This is a genomic window from Kineosporiaceae bacterium (genome assembly GCA_016713225.1).
Taxonomy (GTDB): Bacteria; Actinomycetota; Actinomycetes; order Actinomycetales; family Kineosporiaceae; genus JADJPO01.
Genome location: JADJPO010000003.1, coordinates 547287 through 563306 on the forward strand (window position 1 = coordinate 547287; position 16020 = coordinate 563306).

A 16020-nucleotide genomic window follows, 5' to 3' on the forward strand; every position below is an offset into this window, starting at 1 on the left:
CATGGCCCTCGATCTGCTCTCGCGGATCCGGGAGATCCCCGACTACCCCTCCCCGGGGATCATGTTCCGTGACATCACCCCGCTGCTCGCCGACGGGCCGGCGTTCGCCGAGGTGGTCGAGGCGTTCGCTGCCCCGTATCGCGGTGCTGCTGGTGTGGCCACGATCGACGTCGTGGTGGGGATCGAGGCGCGCGGGTTCATCCTGGCGGCGCCGGTGGCCCTGGCCCTGGGCGTTGGGTTCGTTCCGGCCCGCAAACGCGGCAAGCTGCCGCACAGCACCGTGGCCGCGGCCTATGACCTCGAGTACGGTCAGGCAGAGATCGAGCTCCACACCGACGCGATCCACCCGGGCCAACGGGTTCTGGTCTTGGACGACGTGTTGGCCACCGGGGGAACCGCGGCCGCTGCCTGTGACCTGGTGCGCCGCCTCGGGGGCGAGGTCGTCGACGTGGCCGTGCTGATCGAGTTGATCGCCCTGGAGGGCCGCCGTCGGCTGCAAGGGTGCGGCGTACGGGCACTCCTCTCACTCTGACCTCGTACACTCGGCAGATGGCCGAGGAGGCAGTGACCGCAGCAGCGACGGATGTCGTGGGCTCGCCGGATGCGCCTGCCGCCGAACCGGCCGAGGCCACCGGCCCTGCAGCGCAGCCCCGGCATCGCCAAATCGCGGGTAGCGAGGCCCTGCCCACCACCAGCCGGGTGTTGTCGCGCATCGCCCGCTTCGGCTCGGGCCGGGGGTCGAGTACCTCACCACTGCTCGACCCACTCTTGCGCACGGTGCGAGCCACCCACCCCAAGGCCGACCTGAGCATTCTGGAACGTGCCTTCGACGTGGCGGCCAAGGCCCACGCCGGGCAGAAGCGCAAGAGTGGCGACCCGTACATCACCCACCCGGTCGCCGTGGCCTCGATCCTGGCCGAGCTGGGCATGACCGCACCGACGTTGGTGGCCGCGCTGTTGCACGACACGGTCGAGGACACCGCCTACACCCTCGATGCGCTCGAGAAGGAGTTCGGCAAAGAGGTCGCGATGTTGGTCGACGGGGTGACCAAGCTCGACAAGGTCACCTACGGCGATGCGGCGCAGGCCGAGACCGTGCGCAAGATGGTCGTGGCGATGTCCCGCGACATCCGGGTGCTGGTGATCAAGCTGGCCGACCGGTTGCACAACGCCCGCACCTGGCGGTACGTGCCGCAGGCTTCTGCCGAACGCAAGTCGCGCGAAACGCTCGAGATCTATGCCCCGCTGGCTCACCGGCTCGGCATGAACACCATCAAGTGGGAACTCGAGGACCTCTCGTTCGCCACGCTCTATCCCAAGATCTACGACGAGATCGTGCGCCTGGTGGCCGAGCGGGCGCCGGCCCGTGAGGACTACCTGGCCCAGGTCCGTGAGCAGGTGAGCGCGGATCTGCGTGCCGCCAAGATCAAGTCGATCGTCACCGGTCGCCCCAAGCACTACTACTCCGTCTACCAGAAGATGATCGTGCGTGGCCGCGACTTCGCGGACATCTACGACCTGGTGGGCGTACGGGTGCTGGTCGAGTCCGTCCGTGACTGCTACGCCGTGCTGGGGGCGTTGCACGCGCGCTGGAACCCGGTGCCGGGGCGGTTCAAGGACTACATCGCGATGCCCAAGTTCAACATGTACCAGTCACTGCACACCACGGTGATCGGTCCCGAGGGGCGTCAGGTCGAGATTCAGATCCGCACCCACCAGATGCACCGACGTGCCGAGTACGGCGTCGCGGCGCACTGGAAGTACAAGGACGATCCGAACCGCACCGGGCGTGACGGCGACAGCTCGGCCAACGACATGGTCTGGCTGCGCCAGTTGCTCGAGTGGCAGCGCGAGACCAGCGACCCGGGGGAGTTCCTCGACTCGCTGCGGTTCGAGATCAACGCCCAAGAGGTCTATGTCTTCACGCCCAAGGGCGACGTGGTGGCGCTGCCCTCGGGCTCGACGCCGGTCGACTTCGCCTACGCGGTGCACACCGAGGTCGGTCATCGCTGCATGGGCGCTCGGGTCAACGGCCGGCTGGTCCCGTTGGAGAGCATGCTCGACAACGGCGACATGATCGAGATCTTCACCTCGAAGGCGGACGGCGCGGGCCCGAGCCGCGACTGGCTCACCTTCGTGCGCAGTCCCCGGGCCCGCAACAAGATCCGGCAGTGGTTCTCCAAGGAACGGCGCGAGGAGGCCATCGAGCAGGGCAAGGATGCCATCGCCAAGGCGATGCGCAAGCAAGGGCTGCCGATCCAGCGACTGCTGTCCCACGAGTCGCTGGTCTCGCTCGCCCAAGAGATGCGCTACCCCGACGTCTCCTCGCTCTACGCCGCGGTGGGCGAGGGCCACGCCGCAGCGGGGAGCGTGGTCACGCGCCTGGTTCAGACCCTGGGCGGTGAGGAGGGCGCCGAAGAGGACCTGGCGGAGGCGGCCACCCCGAGTCGGGCCCGCCGGACCCGACTGGGCGGTCCGGGGGTCATCGTCCGAGGCGTCGAGGACGTCTGGGTCAAGCTCGCCAAGTGCTGCACCCCGGTGCCCGGCGACCAGATCATCGGGTTCGTCACCCGCGGCAGCGGCGTCTCGGTGCACCACGCCGACTGCGGCAACATCAGCGGCCTACAGGCCGAGCCGGAGCGGATCGTCGAGGTCGAGTGGTCGCGCAACACAGGCAGCCTGTTCCTGGTACAGATCCAGGTCGAGGCCCTGGACCGCAACCGGCTGCTGGCGGACATCACCCGGGTGCTGTCCGACAACCACCTCAACATCCTGGCGGCCAACCTGACCACCGGCGGTGACCGGATGGCGATCTCGAAGTTCACCTTCGAGATGGGCGACCCGACGCACCTGGACCATGTGATGGCCGCCGTCCGCAAGGTCGAGGGTGTGGTCGACGCCTATCGGATCACCGGGGTGTCATCCGCCAAGCGCGGCTGAGGCCCACGAGGTGGCCCAGGCATGCACCAGGCGCCGGCCTCGGGCCACGCCGCGACACCGGGGCATCCGGTCGAACTGCTCCACCACGTCGATCGCGCGCACCCCGCACGTGATGCGAAGCCGGTCGAGCGCGACGAGCGCCTGATCGCCCGGCAGGGTGCGGACCAGGTCGGCGGCGGTGCGCACCGGAGTGGTGAGGCGTACCCCGCACATCGTGTCGACATCGCGTGGCCCGAGCCGGTGCTCGTGCACCACGGCCCCACGCAGACGTGGCCGGTGGGTGCCGGGCGCGATCACCAGGTCGATGCCGCAGTCCTCGGGGCCGCAGTCACCGCCCGCATGGACCCACTGCGCGGTCCGAAACCCGACCACGCCCCGGTCGATCACCTCGTCGCTGGAGCGCGGTCCGGGCCCGGCGAGGGCCAGTTGGACGGCGCGTGCGCGCAATGCCAGCGTGTCCGGCACATCGGAGCGCACCAGGACGCGCCCGGTGACCCGCCGCAGCAGGCCGTCGCCCACGAGCCGACTCATCTCGGCCCGATGCCGGTCCTCGGGGATGAACGGTTGGGCGAGATCGATGGTGTCGGCTGTCATGAGTCGACTGTGGCGCGGGCATCGACCTGCACGCCACCCAGTCCACGGCGCCTGTGGACAACTCCGCTGCCGAGGCCTCGTGTGGACGCAACGCCGAGGTTGTTGCGAGCCCGGCCTACGGTGGTGCGGGAGCGGTGGGGACTCAGCCGCCGAACTCGGCCAGGGCGGCGCGAGCCTGCTCCAACCACTCCTGACGGGCGGCGATGGCGGCTTCGGCCTCGGTGACGCCGCGCTGGTTTTCCGCCGCCAGCGCCTTGTCCCGCTTGGTCTGCAACGAGGCGATGGTGTGCTCGAGTTGGGCGACGGCGTCCTGCGCCCGGGCCCGGGCCTCGGGGTTGCTGCGTGTCCAACGCACCTGTTCGGCGTCCCGAATCGCCTGTTCGACGGCCCGCAGCCGACCCTCCACCCGGCCCATGTCGGCGCGGGGCACCTTGCCCGCGGCGTCCCAGCGGTCCTGCAGGTCGCGCAGCGCGGAACGGGCCGCCGCGACGTCCTTGATCGGGAGCAGGGCCTCGGCCTCGACCAGCAGCGACTCCTTGACCTCCAGGTTGGCCCGGAACGCGGAGTCGGCCTCGTCGACGGCGACGTTGCGCGCCGCGAAGAAGGTGTCCTGGGCGGCCCGGAACCGGCCCCACAGCTGTTCCTCGTCGCGTCGACCCGCGCGGGGGGCGACCTTCCACTGATTCATCAGCTCGCGGAACCCGGAGGCACCGGCGTTCCAGTCCGTGGTGGCCGACAGTTCCTCGGCCCGCAGCACGATCTTCTCCTTGACGCTGCGCGCCTGAGTGCGCTGTTCGTCGAGGGCGCCGAAGTGTTGGCGGCGCCTGCGGTCGAAGGTGGTGCGCGCGTGGCTGAAGCGCTTCCAGAGCTCGTCCTCGGTGTGCTTGTCGAGGCGGTTCTCGCGCTGCATGGTGCGCCACAGGTCGAACAGCTCGCGCAGCCGGTCACCGGAGGCCTTCCACGGCAACCGCTCGGGCTCGACGGCGACCAGGGCCTCGGCTTCCTCCACCAGCCCGGTGCGTACGGCCAGGGCTTCGGCCTTGGCGGCGGCCCGGGCCTGATCGGCCTCGTGCTTGCGTGCCTCGGCCAGCGGCTCGAGCGCCGTCAGCCGGGTCAGCAGCGCCTCCAGATCGCCGACCGCATTGGCGTCGGTGATCGCCGCGACCAACTTGGCGATCGCGGACGACGCGGCCGATCCCGTGACATGGCCGGCCGCGATCCGCTGCTCCAGCAGCGAGACCTGGGCCGACAGGTCGTCGTACTTGCGGGCGAAGTAGGCCAGCGCATCGCTCTCGGCGGCACCCGGGTAGGAGCCGACCGCACGCTCACCTGCGGCCGTGCGTACCCAGACCGTGCCATCGGGGTCCACCCGGCCCCACTGCTCTGCACTCACCGCTGCCCGTCCTTCGTCAGCTGACCGTTGTCCCGGTGATGGCCACGGCCCGGGCCGGGGCGCCATCGCTCCCGCCGCCGAGCACTCCACCTGCCGCAACCTTCTCCACCACATCCATCCCCCCGACGATCTTTCCGATCACCGTGTAGCCACCGGCTGAATCGCTGGGGATGGTCGAGTCCTTGTACACCAGGAAGAACTGGCTACCGATGCTGTCGCCCTTGCCGCCCTGGCGTGCCACGGCCACCGTACCGGCGGGATAGACGTTGTTCGCGGGGGCGTTCTCCACCGGGCCGTAGCTGTAGCCCGGACCGCCGCCGCCGGTGCCCTGGGGATCGCCGCACTGCAGGACGAAGATCCCCTCGGTGGTGAGCCGGTGGCACCGGGTGTTGTCGTAGAACCCCTTGTCCGCCAGGAAGATCGTGCTGGCCACCGCCTGGGGTGCCTTGGCGCCGTCCAGGGTGATCGCGAGGTCGCCGCAACTGGTCTCGACCGCGAGCTTCCAGGTCTTGCCCTGCGCCGTCGCGGCGTCCGGCGCCTTCTCGAACGTGGTCGCGGCAGGCAGGGTGTCGGCGGGCTTGGCGCACGGGTTGTTCGCATCCACCGAAGCACTCGTGGCCGCCGAGGCTGCGCCGCCGCCGTCTGGGAGGAGTCGGATCGCTGGGCGAAGAACGCCACCGCGCCGACGATGCCCAGCACGGCGATGACCGCGACCGAGGCGATCACGGCCCGTCGACGGGCTGCCGCGAGTTGCGCGGCCTTGGTGTCCTGACGCTCCTGCCACTTCTCGTAGCGGCGTCGGGCGTATTCCTTCTCGCGGCTGCTGGGCGACACGCCCACCCTCCCTACCCGTCGGTGTGCGGGGCAAGTGTAGGCGGCATCGGCCCTGACGTGGGTGTTCGCCCGTCCTTCGGCCGGGCGCCGGGCGGATCGGCGGTACTGGGTAGGCTCTCGGCGTGCTCCTGGTCGGATTCCCCGCGGCGGCCTTCGCCACCAACTGCTACCTCCTGGCGCCCTCGGCGGGGCAGGAGTGCCTGATCATCGACCCCGGGATCGGGGTGCTCGACACCCTGGCCGAGGTACTTGCCGAGTACCGGCTGCGCCCGGCCGCGGTGTTGCTGACGCACGGGCACGCCGACCACGTCTACTCGGTGACCCCGGTGTGCGGTGGCCACGGTGTGCCGGCGCTGATCCACGGCGATGACCGCTACCGGCTGAAGGACCCGCTGCGCACCCTCGATCCCGAGCTCGTGATGATGCTCGAGCAGCAGTTCGGCGACAAGGCCGCTGGACCGAGCCGGACGACGTCCGGCTGGTGGGCGACGGCGAGCAGGTCGAGCTGGCGGGGCTGACCACCACGGTGATCCACGCGCCCGGCCACACCGAGGGCTCGGTGATGTTCGCGCTGGACGCCGTTCCCGAGGGCGTGCCCGCCGACAGCGGTATCACCTCGACCCTGATCAGCGGCGACGTGCTGTTCGCGGGCAGCATCGGGCGCACCGACCTGCCGGGCGGGAACCACGCGGCCATGATGCGCTCGCTGCGCACCAAGGTGCTGGCCCAGCCGGACGGCGCGTTGGTGCTGCCCGGGCACGGGCCGGCGACCACCATCGCCCGGGAGCGGGCGAGCAACCCCTACCTGCGTGAAGCGAGAGGCTGACCGATGGCACGACCCGCACCGCTGTCCGGCTTTCCCGAGTGGCTGCCGCCTCAGCGCATGGTCGAGCAGCAGGTCATCGATTCGCTCCGGCGCACCTTCGAGTCCTGGGGGTTCGCCCCGATCGAGACGCGGGCCGCCGAGCCGTTGGCCGAGCTGTTGCGCAAGGGCGAGATCGACAAGGAGGTCTACGTCCTGCGCCGGCTGCACGCCGACGAGAACGAAGGGGGCGAGGGGGCCGAGGCCGCCCATGCCGAGGCCAAGCGTCTGGGTCTGCACTTCGACCTCACGGTGCCGTTCGCGCGGTACGTGCTGGAGAACTCCGGCAAGCTGCAGTTCCCGTTCCGGCGCTACCAGATCCAGAAGGTGTGGCGGGGGGAGCGACCCCAGGAGGGTCGCTACCGCGAGTTCTGCCAGGCCGACGTCGACATCGTCGGCGCCGGGTCTTTGCCGTTCCACCACGACGTCGAGATCGCCCAGGTGATGACGGAGGCGCTGGCGGCCCTGCCGGTGCCGCCGTTGACCCTGCAGGTCAACAACCGGCGGCTCATCGAGGGGTTCTACCTGGGCCTGGGAGCCCAGGACGTGCCCGCGGTGATGCGCGCGGTGGACAAGCTCGACAAGATCGGCCCGGACGGCGTGCGCGACCTGCTGCGGGCGGTCGGACTGAGTGCCGCCGAGTCCCAGGCGTGCCTGGACCTGGCCGAGATCTGCACGCCCGACAGCTCCTTCGCCGAACGCGTCGGCGCCCTCGGGGTGAAGCACGACCTGCTCGATCAGGGCATCGCCGAACTGGTGGCGGTGATCGACGGTGCCGCGGCGCTGGCGACCGAGCGGGTGCGGATCCACGCCGACCTGCGGATCGCTCGCGGTCTGGACTACTACACCGGCACGGTCTACGAGACCCGGATGGCCTCGCTGGAGCACCTGGGCTCGGTCTGCTCGGGCGGGCGCTACGAGTCGCTGGCCAGCGACGGGTCCACGACCTATCCCGGCGTGGGGATCTCGTTCGGTCTCACTCGCACCCTGGGGCCGTTGTTCGCCCGAGGGCAGCTCACGGCGAGCCGCAGCGTGCCGACGTGCGTCCTGGTGGCCCTGACCGACGAGGGTTCTCGGGTGGCCGCCGGTCGGGTGGCCGCGGCATTGCGCCGGCGCGGGATCGCCGCCGAGGTGGCGCCGTCCGCCGACAAGTTCGGCAAGCAGATCCGGTACGCGGACCGGCGCGGCATCCCGTACGTGTGGTTTCCGGCCGCGGGCGTCGGCGACGCGCCGTCCGCAGATATCTCATCGGGGAGCGTCAAGGACATTCGCAGCGGTGAGCAGGTGGACGCCGACCCGGCCACCTGGCAGCCCCCGGCCGCGGACCTGAACCCCGGATCATCAGCGCGGACTAGCCGTTGTCAGCCGGATCCGCCGCCTCCCGGCGGGGCCGGGGTACCTCTGGAACACCCTCAGGGGGTACGCAATTCGGGGTGAAACAGGTGATCTGGGTCCGCAGTCGGGTGTCCTCGCGTTGTTGCAGCCATTCCGCCTCGCCGCCACACGTCGGGCAGGACGCCGCGAACAGCACGATGTCGAAGGCCAGCGCAGCCCGCATCCGGGCACGGTCGTCCAGGCTCAACACGAACGAGGGATCGGCGTTCCGCTGGCCCGACTTGACCTTGCTCGGGCGGGGGTGGGCTTATCGTGACCTGCGTGGAGAACCGCACACTCGGCCGCACCGGCCGCGATATCGGTGTGATCGGGCTCGGCTGTTGGCAGCTGGGCGCCGACTGGGGTCAGCTCGACGATCGTGACGCCCTTGCCATCCTGGACGCCGCCGTGAACGCCGGAGGCTCCTTCTTCGACACCGCCGACGTCTACGGCGATGGGCGCAGCGGAGCAGCTGATCGCCCGGTTCCGGGCGATCAGTCCGGAGGTGGAGGTGATGGTCGCCACCAGGCCGGACGACGCGCCGATCCGCACGTCGCCGAGGCCTTCACCCCGGCGAACCTGCGGGCCTGGATCGACCGGAGCCGCACCAACCTGCGCACCGAGACCCTCGACCTGGTGCAGCTGCACTGCCCGCCACCCGAGGTCTATGCCGCGGACGCCGTGTTCGACACTCTGGACACGTTGGTCGGGCAGGGCGCGATCGCCGCCTACGGGGTCTCGGTCGAGACCTGTGAGCAAGCCCTGGCCGCCATCGCCCGGCCGAACGTGGCGACCATTCAGATCATTCTCAACGCCTTCCGGCTCAAGCCGTTGGACGCCGTGCTGCCGGCGGCCCGCGAGGCCGGCGTCGGCATCATCGCCCGGGTGCCGCTCGCCAGCGGCCTGCTGGCGGGGCGCTATGACGAGACCACCGTCTTCGGGCCGGATGATCACCGCACGTTCAATCGCGAGGGCCAGGCGTTCGACATCGGCGAGACCTTCTCCGGCGTGCCGTTCGAGGTGGGGGTCAAGGCGGCCCGGGAGTTGTCGGCCGTGGTGCCCGAGGGTGTCTCGATGGCGGCCTTCGCGTTGCGCTGGGTCATCGACCAGCCGGGCGTGAGCGTGGTGATCCCCGGTGCGCGTACGGCTCGCCAGTCGCGGTTCAACACCGAGGCCGCCGAACTCGCCCCGCTGACGCCCGAGCAGCTCACCGCCGTCCGGGACGTCTACGACCGGCACATTCGCGAGCACGTACACGAGCGCTGGTGAGGTTCGCGGCGCGGGCCGCTCGGGGTGAATCGTGAACGGCGCGCGGCCCGTGCCCGCGTAGGATCGACGGACCCACCGTGAACGAAAGGGATCCGTACCGTGTTGCGCACCCATCAGGCCGGCTCGCTGCGAGTCGACCACGTCGGCCAGACCATCACTCGCCGGGTGGGTGGCACGGCGGCGCGATCACGGCGGCGTCGCCTTCATCGATCTGCGCGACGCCTCGGGCACCGCTCAGGTGGTGGTGCGCGACGAGTCGCTGGCCGCGCACCTGCGCACCGAGTCCTGCCTGCGGGTCACCGGTGAGGTGAACCGGCGTCCGGAGGGAAACGAGAACGAGGCGTTGGCGACCGGGCAGATCGAGGTCGTCGCCAAGGATGTCGAGGTGCTCGGCGAGGCGGCCCCGTTGCCGTTCCAGATCGATGAGCACATCGAGATCGGCGAGGAGGCGCGGCTGCGCCACCGTTATCTCGACCTGCGCCGGCCGAAGCAGGCCGCGGCACTGCGATTGCGCAGCGAGGTGAGCCGGGCGGCGCGAGAGGTGCTGCACGCCCATGACTTCGTCGAGATCGAGACCCCGACCCTGACCCGCTCGACCCCGAGGGCGCGCGCGACTTCGTCGTGCCCGCTCGGTTGTCGCCCGGCTCGTGGTACGCCCTGCCGCAGAGCCCACAGCTGTTCAAACAGCTGCTCATGGTCGCCGGCATGGAGCGCTACTACCAGATCGCCCGCTGCTACCGCGACGAGGACTTCCGCGCCGACCGGCAGCCGGAGTTCACCCAGCTCGACATCGAGATGAGCTTCGTCGAGCAGGACGACGTCATCGCGTTGACCGAGCAGCTCCTGGTGGCGATGTGGCGGCTGATCGGGCACGAGATCACGCTGCCGATCGCCCGCATGACCTACGCCGACGCGATGGCCCGCTACGGCAGCGACAAGCCCGATCTGCGATTCGGACTCGAACTCGTCGACTGCACGGGCTATTTCGCGAACACGTCCTTCCGAGTGTTCCAGGCCGAGTACGTCGGCGCCGTGGTCATGCCCGGCGGCGCCTCGCAGCCGCGCAAGACGCTGGACGCCTGGCAGGACTGGGCCAAGCAGCGCGGCGCCCGGGGCCTGGCGTACGTGTTGGTCGGTGAGGACGGCACCCTGGGTGGTCCGGTCGCCAAGAACCTGACGGACGCCGAGCGTGCCGGCTTGGCCGCCCAGGTCGGTGCGAAGCCGGGGGACTGTGTGTTCTTCGCCGCCGGGGCAACGGCCGCCTCGCGCGCGCTGCTGGGCGCCGTCCGGCTCGAGGTGGCTCGCCGGGTGGGCTTGATCGACGAGTCCGCCTGGTCGTTCGTCTGGATCGTCGATGCCCCGCTGTTCGAGCCCAGCGCTGCGGCGCGGGCGAGCGGGGACGTCGCGGTGGGCGGCGGGGCGTGGACGGCGGTGCACCACGCCTTCACCTCGCCCACCCCGGAGTGGATCGACCGGTTCGAGGAGGACCCGGGCGCCGCGTTGGCCTATGCCTACGACATCGTCTGCAACGGCAACGAACTCGGCGGTGGGTCGATCCGTATCCATCGCCGCGACGTCCAGGAGCGGGTGTTCGCCGTCATGGGCATCACCGGCGAGCAGGCGCAGGAGAAGTTCGGGTTCCTGTTGGAGGCGTTCAAGTACGGCGCCCCGCCGCATGGCGGAATCGCCCTGGGCTGGGACCGCGTGGTGATGCTGCTGTCCGGGGCCGAGTCGATCCGCGACGTCATCGCCTTCCCGAAGTCCGGTGGTGGCTTCGACCCGCTCACCGGCGCCCCAGCCCCCATCACCCCGGAGCAGCGCAAGGAAGCCGGCGTCGACACCCCCGCCCCCACCCCCACCCCCCCCCCCGACACCCCCACCCCCCGGTGATCATGTAATCCGTGCACGTTTGTGTGGTGATCATGCAAGTCGTGCACGTTCTGGTCACCACGCGCGGCGGCCGATGCTCGGGCTCATACCCAAGGCCTCGCCGACGGCGAACTCCAGTGCCATGGATGGCCCGAAGACGAGGTTCTTGCGAACGGGCAGGATGGTCCACCCCCATCGGTGGGCCACCTCGTCGCGGCGCAGCCGATCGGCCTCCGCGGCGCCGGGGGCATCGTGGAACTCCTCGCCGTCGTACTCGATGGCGTAGCGCACGTTCGGGTAGCCGAGATCGAGCCGCCGCACCTCTCGACCGAGCTCGTCCTGCAGACTGATCTGGAGCTGCGGCGGCGGGAATCCGGCCTCGAGCAGCCGCAGCCGCGTGCACGACTCGCCGGGGGACTCCGCGCGCGGATCGCACCAGCTGATGAGGCGGCGAGCCTGATCGATGTATCGGGCGCCGTTCCACCGCTCGACCAGCGCGCCGAGCTCGGTCGGCTGCACCAGGTTGCGGCGCGCCATGGCATCGAGCACCCCGGAGTCCGACGCCCGGCATCGACCAGCGCGCCAGGTCGATGGCGGTCCGGGCCGGCCGCACGCAGCGGACTCCCTGGACGGTCGTGAGATCCTCATCGCGCAGATCTGTGGTGTAGCAACGGATCTCAGGGCGGCGCACCGGGCTGTGTCCGATGGGGACGGCGCATTCGAGGGGCGGCAGGTCGCGATGCGTTCCCGGTCGCCGAGCATCGATGCCGAACAACCAGGCCGCGGTCGCTCGGCAGACGGCGGCGCCAGGAGGCAGAACGAGGGCGGCGGCCGCCGCCCGGAGACCGACGTCGTCCTCCGCATCCGCACGGACGAGGACGCCACGAAGGGGCTCGCGCAACAGACCTTCCTCGAGCAGCTGGCTCAAGGCGCGGCGGGAATGGCCGCTGTCGACTGCGGCCCTGCGCAGGAAGGGTGTCCGGGGCAGGCAGGCCAGGAGGTAGAGGGCGCGGTGACTAGCCACCTGGCCAGCCTGACCGAAATCGGTCAAGTGCCTCGAAAGTTATCCACAGGCGTGCGCGGATTGCATGATCACGGGTGTTTTGTGCGCGGATTGCATGATCACGGGGTGAGGCGGATCACTGGGTGGCAGGGGGTGCGAGGGACCTTCAGCCGGGGAGTGGGCCTGCCCGATTGCCTAATGTGCATGACATGCAGGAGCGGCAGAAGACGGCAGGAAAGGCACTGCTGAGTGCGCATGACGTGCAGGAGCTGCTTCATGTCGACCGTTCGACCGTCTACCGGATGGCGGAGGACGGCCGGCTGTCGGCGATCAAGATCGGGCGGCAGTGGCGGTTCCCGGCGGCGGACATCCAGGCACTACTCGATGGATCTGCCCCGTTGGGGACGGCGAGTGTCGCCGAGATCCTCCCGGCCCGGAGGGTCGATGAGCCTGCCGTGCGGTCGTCGCTCGACGTCGACCTCGCGGCCGCGGTCACCCAGGTCGCTGCCGATCTGCTCGGCGTGATGATGGTGGTCACCGATATGGACGGTGTTCCGATCACCGAGGTGTCCAACCCCTGCCCCTGGTTCGCGGAGCGCCTGGACGATCCGACGCTGCTGGAGACCTGCGCTCAGGAGTGGCAGCAACTGGCCGACGACCCCCGGTTCGAGCCCACGCTGCACACCGGTCAACACGGCTTCGAGTGTGCGCGGGCGTTCATCCGCTCCGGAAGCTCGCTCGTCGGCATGGTCCTGGCCGGCGGAATCGCCCCCAGGATGTCCGCCGACTCGCCCGACCCGGTCGGCGTGCCCCAGGGCCTCTACGACCTGGACGACGCCGAGCGGGCTCGCGTACTGGCAGCACTGCCCAGGGTGGCCGCCACATTGTCCCGGGTCCACACCCGGACTCCACAACCATCACAGACCTCGCACATCCCTCAGGGAAGGAACGCATCATGAAGCGCCTGTTGGTCCTCGGTGCCGGTACGGCGGGCACGATGGCGGTGAACAAGCTGCGGCCTCGTCTGTCCGCCTCTGAGTGGAAGATCACTGTCGTCGACCCGGACGAGGTGCACTACTACCAGCCGGGCTACCTCTTCGTGCCGTTCGGCATCTACCAGCCCGATGAGGTGCGCAAGCCGACGAAGCGCTTCCTGCCCGCTGGGGTGGACCTGGTGACCACCGAGGTCGACCGGATCGTGCCGGATGAGAACCACGTGCTGCTCATGGACGGAGCCCGGCTGGACTACGACTACCTGATCATCGCGACCGGTACGACTCCTCGCCCGGACCAGACCCCGGGCATGGACGACGAGGCCGTCTGGCGAGACACGGTTCACGAGTTCTACACCTACGAGGGAGCCTGCGCGCTGGCCGAGAAGCTGCGTGGCTGGCAGGGCGGTCGGCTGGTGGTGCACATCACCGAGATGCCCATCAAGTGCCCGGTGGCACCGTTGGAGTTCACCTTCTTGGCGGACGCGTTCTTCACCGAACAGGGAATGCGTGACCGGGTCGAGATCACCTATGTGACCCCGCTCGAGGGCGCCTTCACCAAGCCGGTGGCGAGCAAGTACCTCGGGGACATGCTGGACGACCGCAAGATCCTGCTGGAGTCGGACTTCATGGTCGAGCGGATCGATCCCGAGGCCAAGGCCCTGGTCTCCTACGACGAGCGGGAGATCCCCTTCGATCTCCTGGTGACCGTCCCCCTCAACATGGGCTCGGACATGATCGCCCGCTCCGGGCTGGGCGACGACCTGAACTACGTCGCGGTGGACAAGGAGACCCTGCTCTCGAAGAAGTACGACAACATCTTCGCCATCGGCGATGCGAGTGACATCCCTGCCTCCAAGGCCGGCTCGGTGGCGCACTTCGCCATGGACCTGTTCCCCGAGAACTTCCTGCGCCACGTGCAGGGCCTGGCGATGACCAACAAGTTCGACGGCCACGCCAACTGCTTCATCGAGACCGGTCACGGCAAGGGTCTGCTGATCGACTTCAACTACGAGACCGAGCCACTGCCCGGCAAGTACCCGCTGCCCGGGGTCGGCCCTTCAGCCTGCTGAAGGAGACCGAGATGAACCACTGGGGCAAGGTCATGTTCCGCTGGATCTACTGGAACATCCTGCTGCCCGGCAAGGAGTTGCCGGTGCCCGCCCTGATGTCGATGGCCGGGAAGATGCGGGAGGACGTGTGATGTCCACGGCCACAACGGTTCCCGTTGACCAGGCGGTTGACCTCGCTCATCGACTGGACCGGATCGAGGCTCAGCTGGTGCGGGTGTCCGACCAGTTGGAGGCCACGGCCCTCGAGCGTGACCGCTGGCGCGAACTGACCCACGAGCTCATGCCGGTCGCGCAAGGCGCCATGACGGTGGCCTCGCGTGAGCTGGAGGAGCTCAGCACCGAGGTGACGGTCGAGGACCTGCTGCGTTTCGCCCGCACCGCGGTTCGGGCGTTGCCCCAGCTCGAGGCCCTGCTGAGCCAGGTGGGCCCGGCCAGTGAACTGGTGCACGAGGCGACCTCACTGACCGGGGCCGGGGTCGGCGCCCTGTCGTCGGCGCTGGCCCAGGCGGAGGAGAAGGGTACTTCACCTTCTTGCGGGGCGGGGCGCACGTGGCGAACGAGGTCGTCACCTCCTTCGGCGAGGAGGACCTGAAGGCGTTGGGTGCCAACGTGGTGCTGATCCTCAAGACGGTGCAGCAGATGACCCAGCCGCAGATCATGCACTTCCTCTCGACCGCGATCTCCGACATCCAGGAGGTCGACGAGGCACCACCGCCATCCGCCGTGAAACTGCTGTCGCAGATGCGTGATCCGCAGGTGCGGCGCGGTCTGTCGCGCACCCTCGCGGTGCTCGGCGACCTGGGGGGCTGCCGGTGAGGCCGAGCCGGGCGCCCGCAAGAAGTCCAAGGACCACAAGAACCCGTCACGAAAGGGCTGAGCAGCCATGCCGGTCACCACCATCAACGGAAAGTCCATCACCGTCAACGACGAGGGCTTCCTCACCGAGTACGACGAGTGGGACGAGGACCTGGCCAAGGTGCTCGCCGCCAACATCGGCATCGACCTGACCGATGCCCACTGGAAGGTCATCCACTTCCTGCGGGAGGACTTCAAGGCCCAGGGTGAGACCCCCACAACCCGCCGGGTGCAGCAGGTCGCAGGCATCCCGATCAAGGAGCAGTTCGTCCTGTTCCCGAAGAAGCCGGGACGCAAGATGTCCTACATCGCCGGCGTGCCGAAGCCACACGGCTGCGTCTGAGCCCCGTCCACACCCCTCGAACACACACTCCTGCAAGGGAAGTCACGCCATGACCGCCGAAACCGCCCCGATCATCCCGTCGTTCGACGACGATGACGAGGATCGCAAGCTCGCCATCATCTGCTCCAAGGGCAACCTCGACATGGCCTACCCGGGGCTGATCCTGGGCAATGCCGCGCTGGGGGAGGGCGTCGAGACGCACCTCTTCTTCACCTTCTGGGGCTTCGACATGATCATCAAGTCCCGGATGAACGACCTGCAGTTCAGCCCCGCCGGCAACGCCGCGATGCACCTGCCCGGCAGCGACCTGCACATGCCGCAAGCGCTGGCCCCGGCCATGACCGGCATGGCGACCAAGATGCTCAAGAAGCAGATCGCCGACCTCGGCGTGCCCGAGGTGCCCGGAGTTCCTCGACCTGATCACCGCGGCCGGTGGCCACCTGTGGGCCTGCAAGTTGTCGGCCGACATGTTCAAGGTGGACATGCCCGACCTGCGCGACGACGTCGAGGGCATCATCACCGCGGCCGACTTCATCGAGCTGACCAAGGGCGCTCAGCTGCTGTTCGTCTGAGTCGACTCGCCCGACCGGTTCGGATCGCGGGCACCACACCCGATCCG

Annotated in this window: 12 protein-coding genes and 4 pseudogenes; 12 read left to right on the top strand and 4 right to left on the bottom strand. The window is 69.3% G+C overall.

From position 1 onward, the window contains the following. Position 1: 1 nt before the first annotated feature. Both IPK24_13530 and IPK24_13535 read left to right on the top strand, forming a co-directional pair. Positions 2–532, top strand: a complete 531-nt coding sequence (locus tag IPK24_13530; protein MBK8076550.1) for an adenine phosphoribosyltransferase — start codon at positions 2–4, stop codon at positions 530–532. Between the two features lie 17 nt (positions 533–549). Next, positions 550–2940 (top strand): bifunctional (p)ppGpp synthetase/guanosine-3',5'-bis(diphosphate) 3'-pyrophosphohydrolase, encoded by a 2391-nt coding sequence (locus IPK24_13535; GenBank protein ID MBK8076551.1) that lies wholly within the window; start codon positions 550–552, stop codon positions 2938–2940. Here the strand turns inward: IPK24_13535 and IPK24_13540 are convergent. The 3 genes from IPK24_13540 to IPK24_13550 form a co-directional block, all read right to left on the bottom strand. Beyond that, a complete protein-coding gene (locus IPK24_13540; protein MBK8076552.1) occupies positions 2920–3534 on the bottom strand; it encodes a hypothetical protein in 615 nt (204 codons plus the stop codon). The two genes, IPK24_13535 and IPK24_13540, sit on opposite strands and share 21 nt — an antisense overlap. 142 nt (positions 3535–3676) lie before the next feature. After that, entirely contained in the window at positions 3677–4993 is a 1317-nt protein-coding gene (locus IPK24_13545) for a DUF349 domain-containing protein (protein ID MBK8076553.1), read from the bottom strand. Further along, a complete protein-coding gene (locus IPK24_13550; GenBank protein MBK8076554.1) occupies positions 4944–5711 on the bottom strand; it encodes a peptidylprolyl isomerase in 768 nt (255 codons plus the stop codon). The genes IPK24_13545 and IPK24_13550 overlap by 50 nt, the downstream gene beginning before the upstream one ends. Positions 5712–5883: 172 nt before the next feature. Here IPK24_13550 and IPK24_13555 point away from each other — a divergent pair. From IPK24_13555 to aspS, 4 genes and pseudogenes are all read left to right on the top strand, one after another. Beyond that, positions 5884–6587, top strand: a pseudogene (locus IPK24_13555) (MBL fold metallo-hydrolase). Positions 6588–6590: 3 nt separating this feature from the next. Then, on the top strand, positions 6591–8060 hold the full coding sequence (locus tag IPK24_13560) for a histidine--tRNA ligase (GenBank protein ID MBK8076555.1): 1470 nt from the start codon (positions 6591–6593) through the stop codon (positions 8058–8060). A gap of 219 nt (positions 8061–8279) precedes the next feature. Continuing rightward, positions 8280–9266 carry an aldo/keto reductase gene (locus IPK24_13565; GenBank protein MBK8076556.1) on the top strand — a complete coding sequence of 329 codons (987 nt, stop codon included), beginning with the start codon at positions 8280–8282 and terminating at the stop codon, positions 9264–9266. Positions 9267–9365: 99 nt separating this feature from the next. Then, positions 9366–11156 (top strand): annotated as a pseudogene (gene aspS / locus IPK24_13570) (aspartate--tRNA ligase). On the opposite strand, the gene IPK24_13575 reads toward aspS, so the two are convergent. Further along, positions 11071–12186, bottom strand: coding sequence for a hypothetical protein (locus IPK24_13575; GenBank protein MBK8076557.1), 1116 nt, complete (start codon positions 12184–12186; stop codon positions 11071–11073). The pseudogene aspS and the gene IPK24_13575 overlap by 86 nt on opposite strands. Positions 12187–12347: 161 nt before the next feature. On the opposite strand from IPK24_13575, the gene IPK24_13580 reads away from it, so the two are divergent. The 6 genes and pseudogenes from IPK24_13580 to IPK24_13605 all read left to right on the top strand — a co-directional run bounded on the left by IPK24_13580 (position 12348) and on the right by IPK24_13605 (position 15973). Next, a complete protein-coding gene (locus IPK24_13580) occupies positions 12348–13097 on the top strand; it encodes a helix-turn-helix domain-containing protein (protein MBK8076558.1) in 750 nt (249 codons plus the stop codon). Further along, positions 13094–14334 (top strand): annotated as a pseudogene (locus IPK24_13585) (NAD(P)/FAD-dependent oxidoreductase). The gene IPK24_13580 and the pseudogene IPK24_13585 overlap by 4 nt, the downstream one beginning before the upstream one ends. After that, entirely contained in the window at positions 14334–14795 is a 462-nt protein-coding gene (locus tag IPK24_13590) for a hypothetical protein (protein ID MBK8076559.1), read from the top strand. The pseudogene IPK24_13585 and the gene IPK24_13590 overlap by 1 nt, the downstream one beginning before the upstream one ends. Then, positions 14753–15019, top strand: coding sequence for a DUF1641 domain-containing protein (locus IPK24_13595; protein ID MBK8076560.1), 267 nt, complete (start codon positions 14753–14755; stop codon positions 15017–15019). Before IPK24_13590 ends, IPK24_13595 begins: the two co-directional genes overlap by 43 nt. Positions 15020–15086: 67 nt before the next feature. Further along, positions 15087–15401, top strand: coding sequence for a TusE/DsrC/DsvC family sulfur relay protein (locus IPK24_13600; protein MBK8076561.1), 315 nt, complete (start codon positions 15087–15089; stop codon positions 15399–15401). 49 nt (positions 15402–15450) lie between these two features. Beyond that, positions 15451–15973: pseudogene (locus IPK24_13605) on the top strand (DsrE/DsrF/DrsH-like family protein). Positions 15974–16020: the final 47 nt, after the last annotated feature.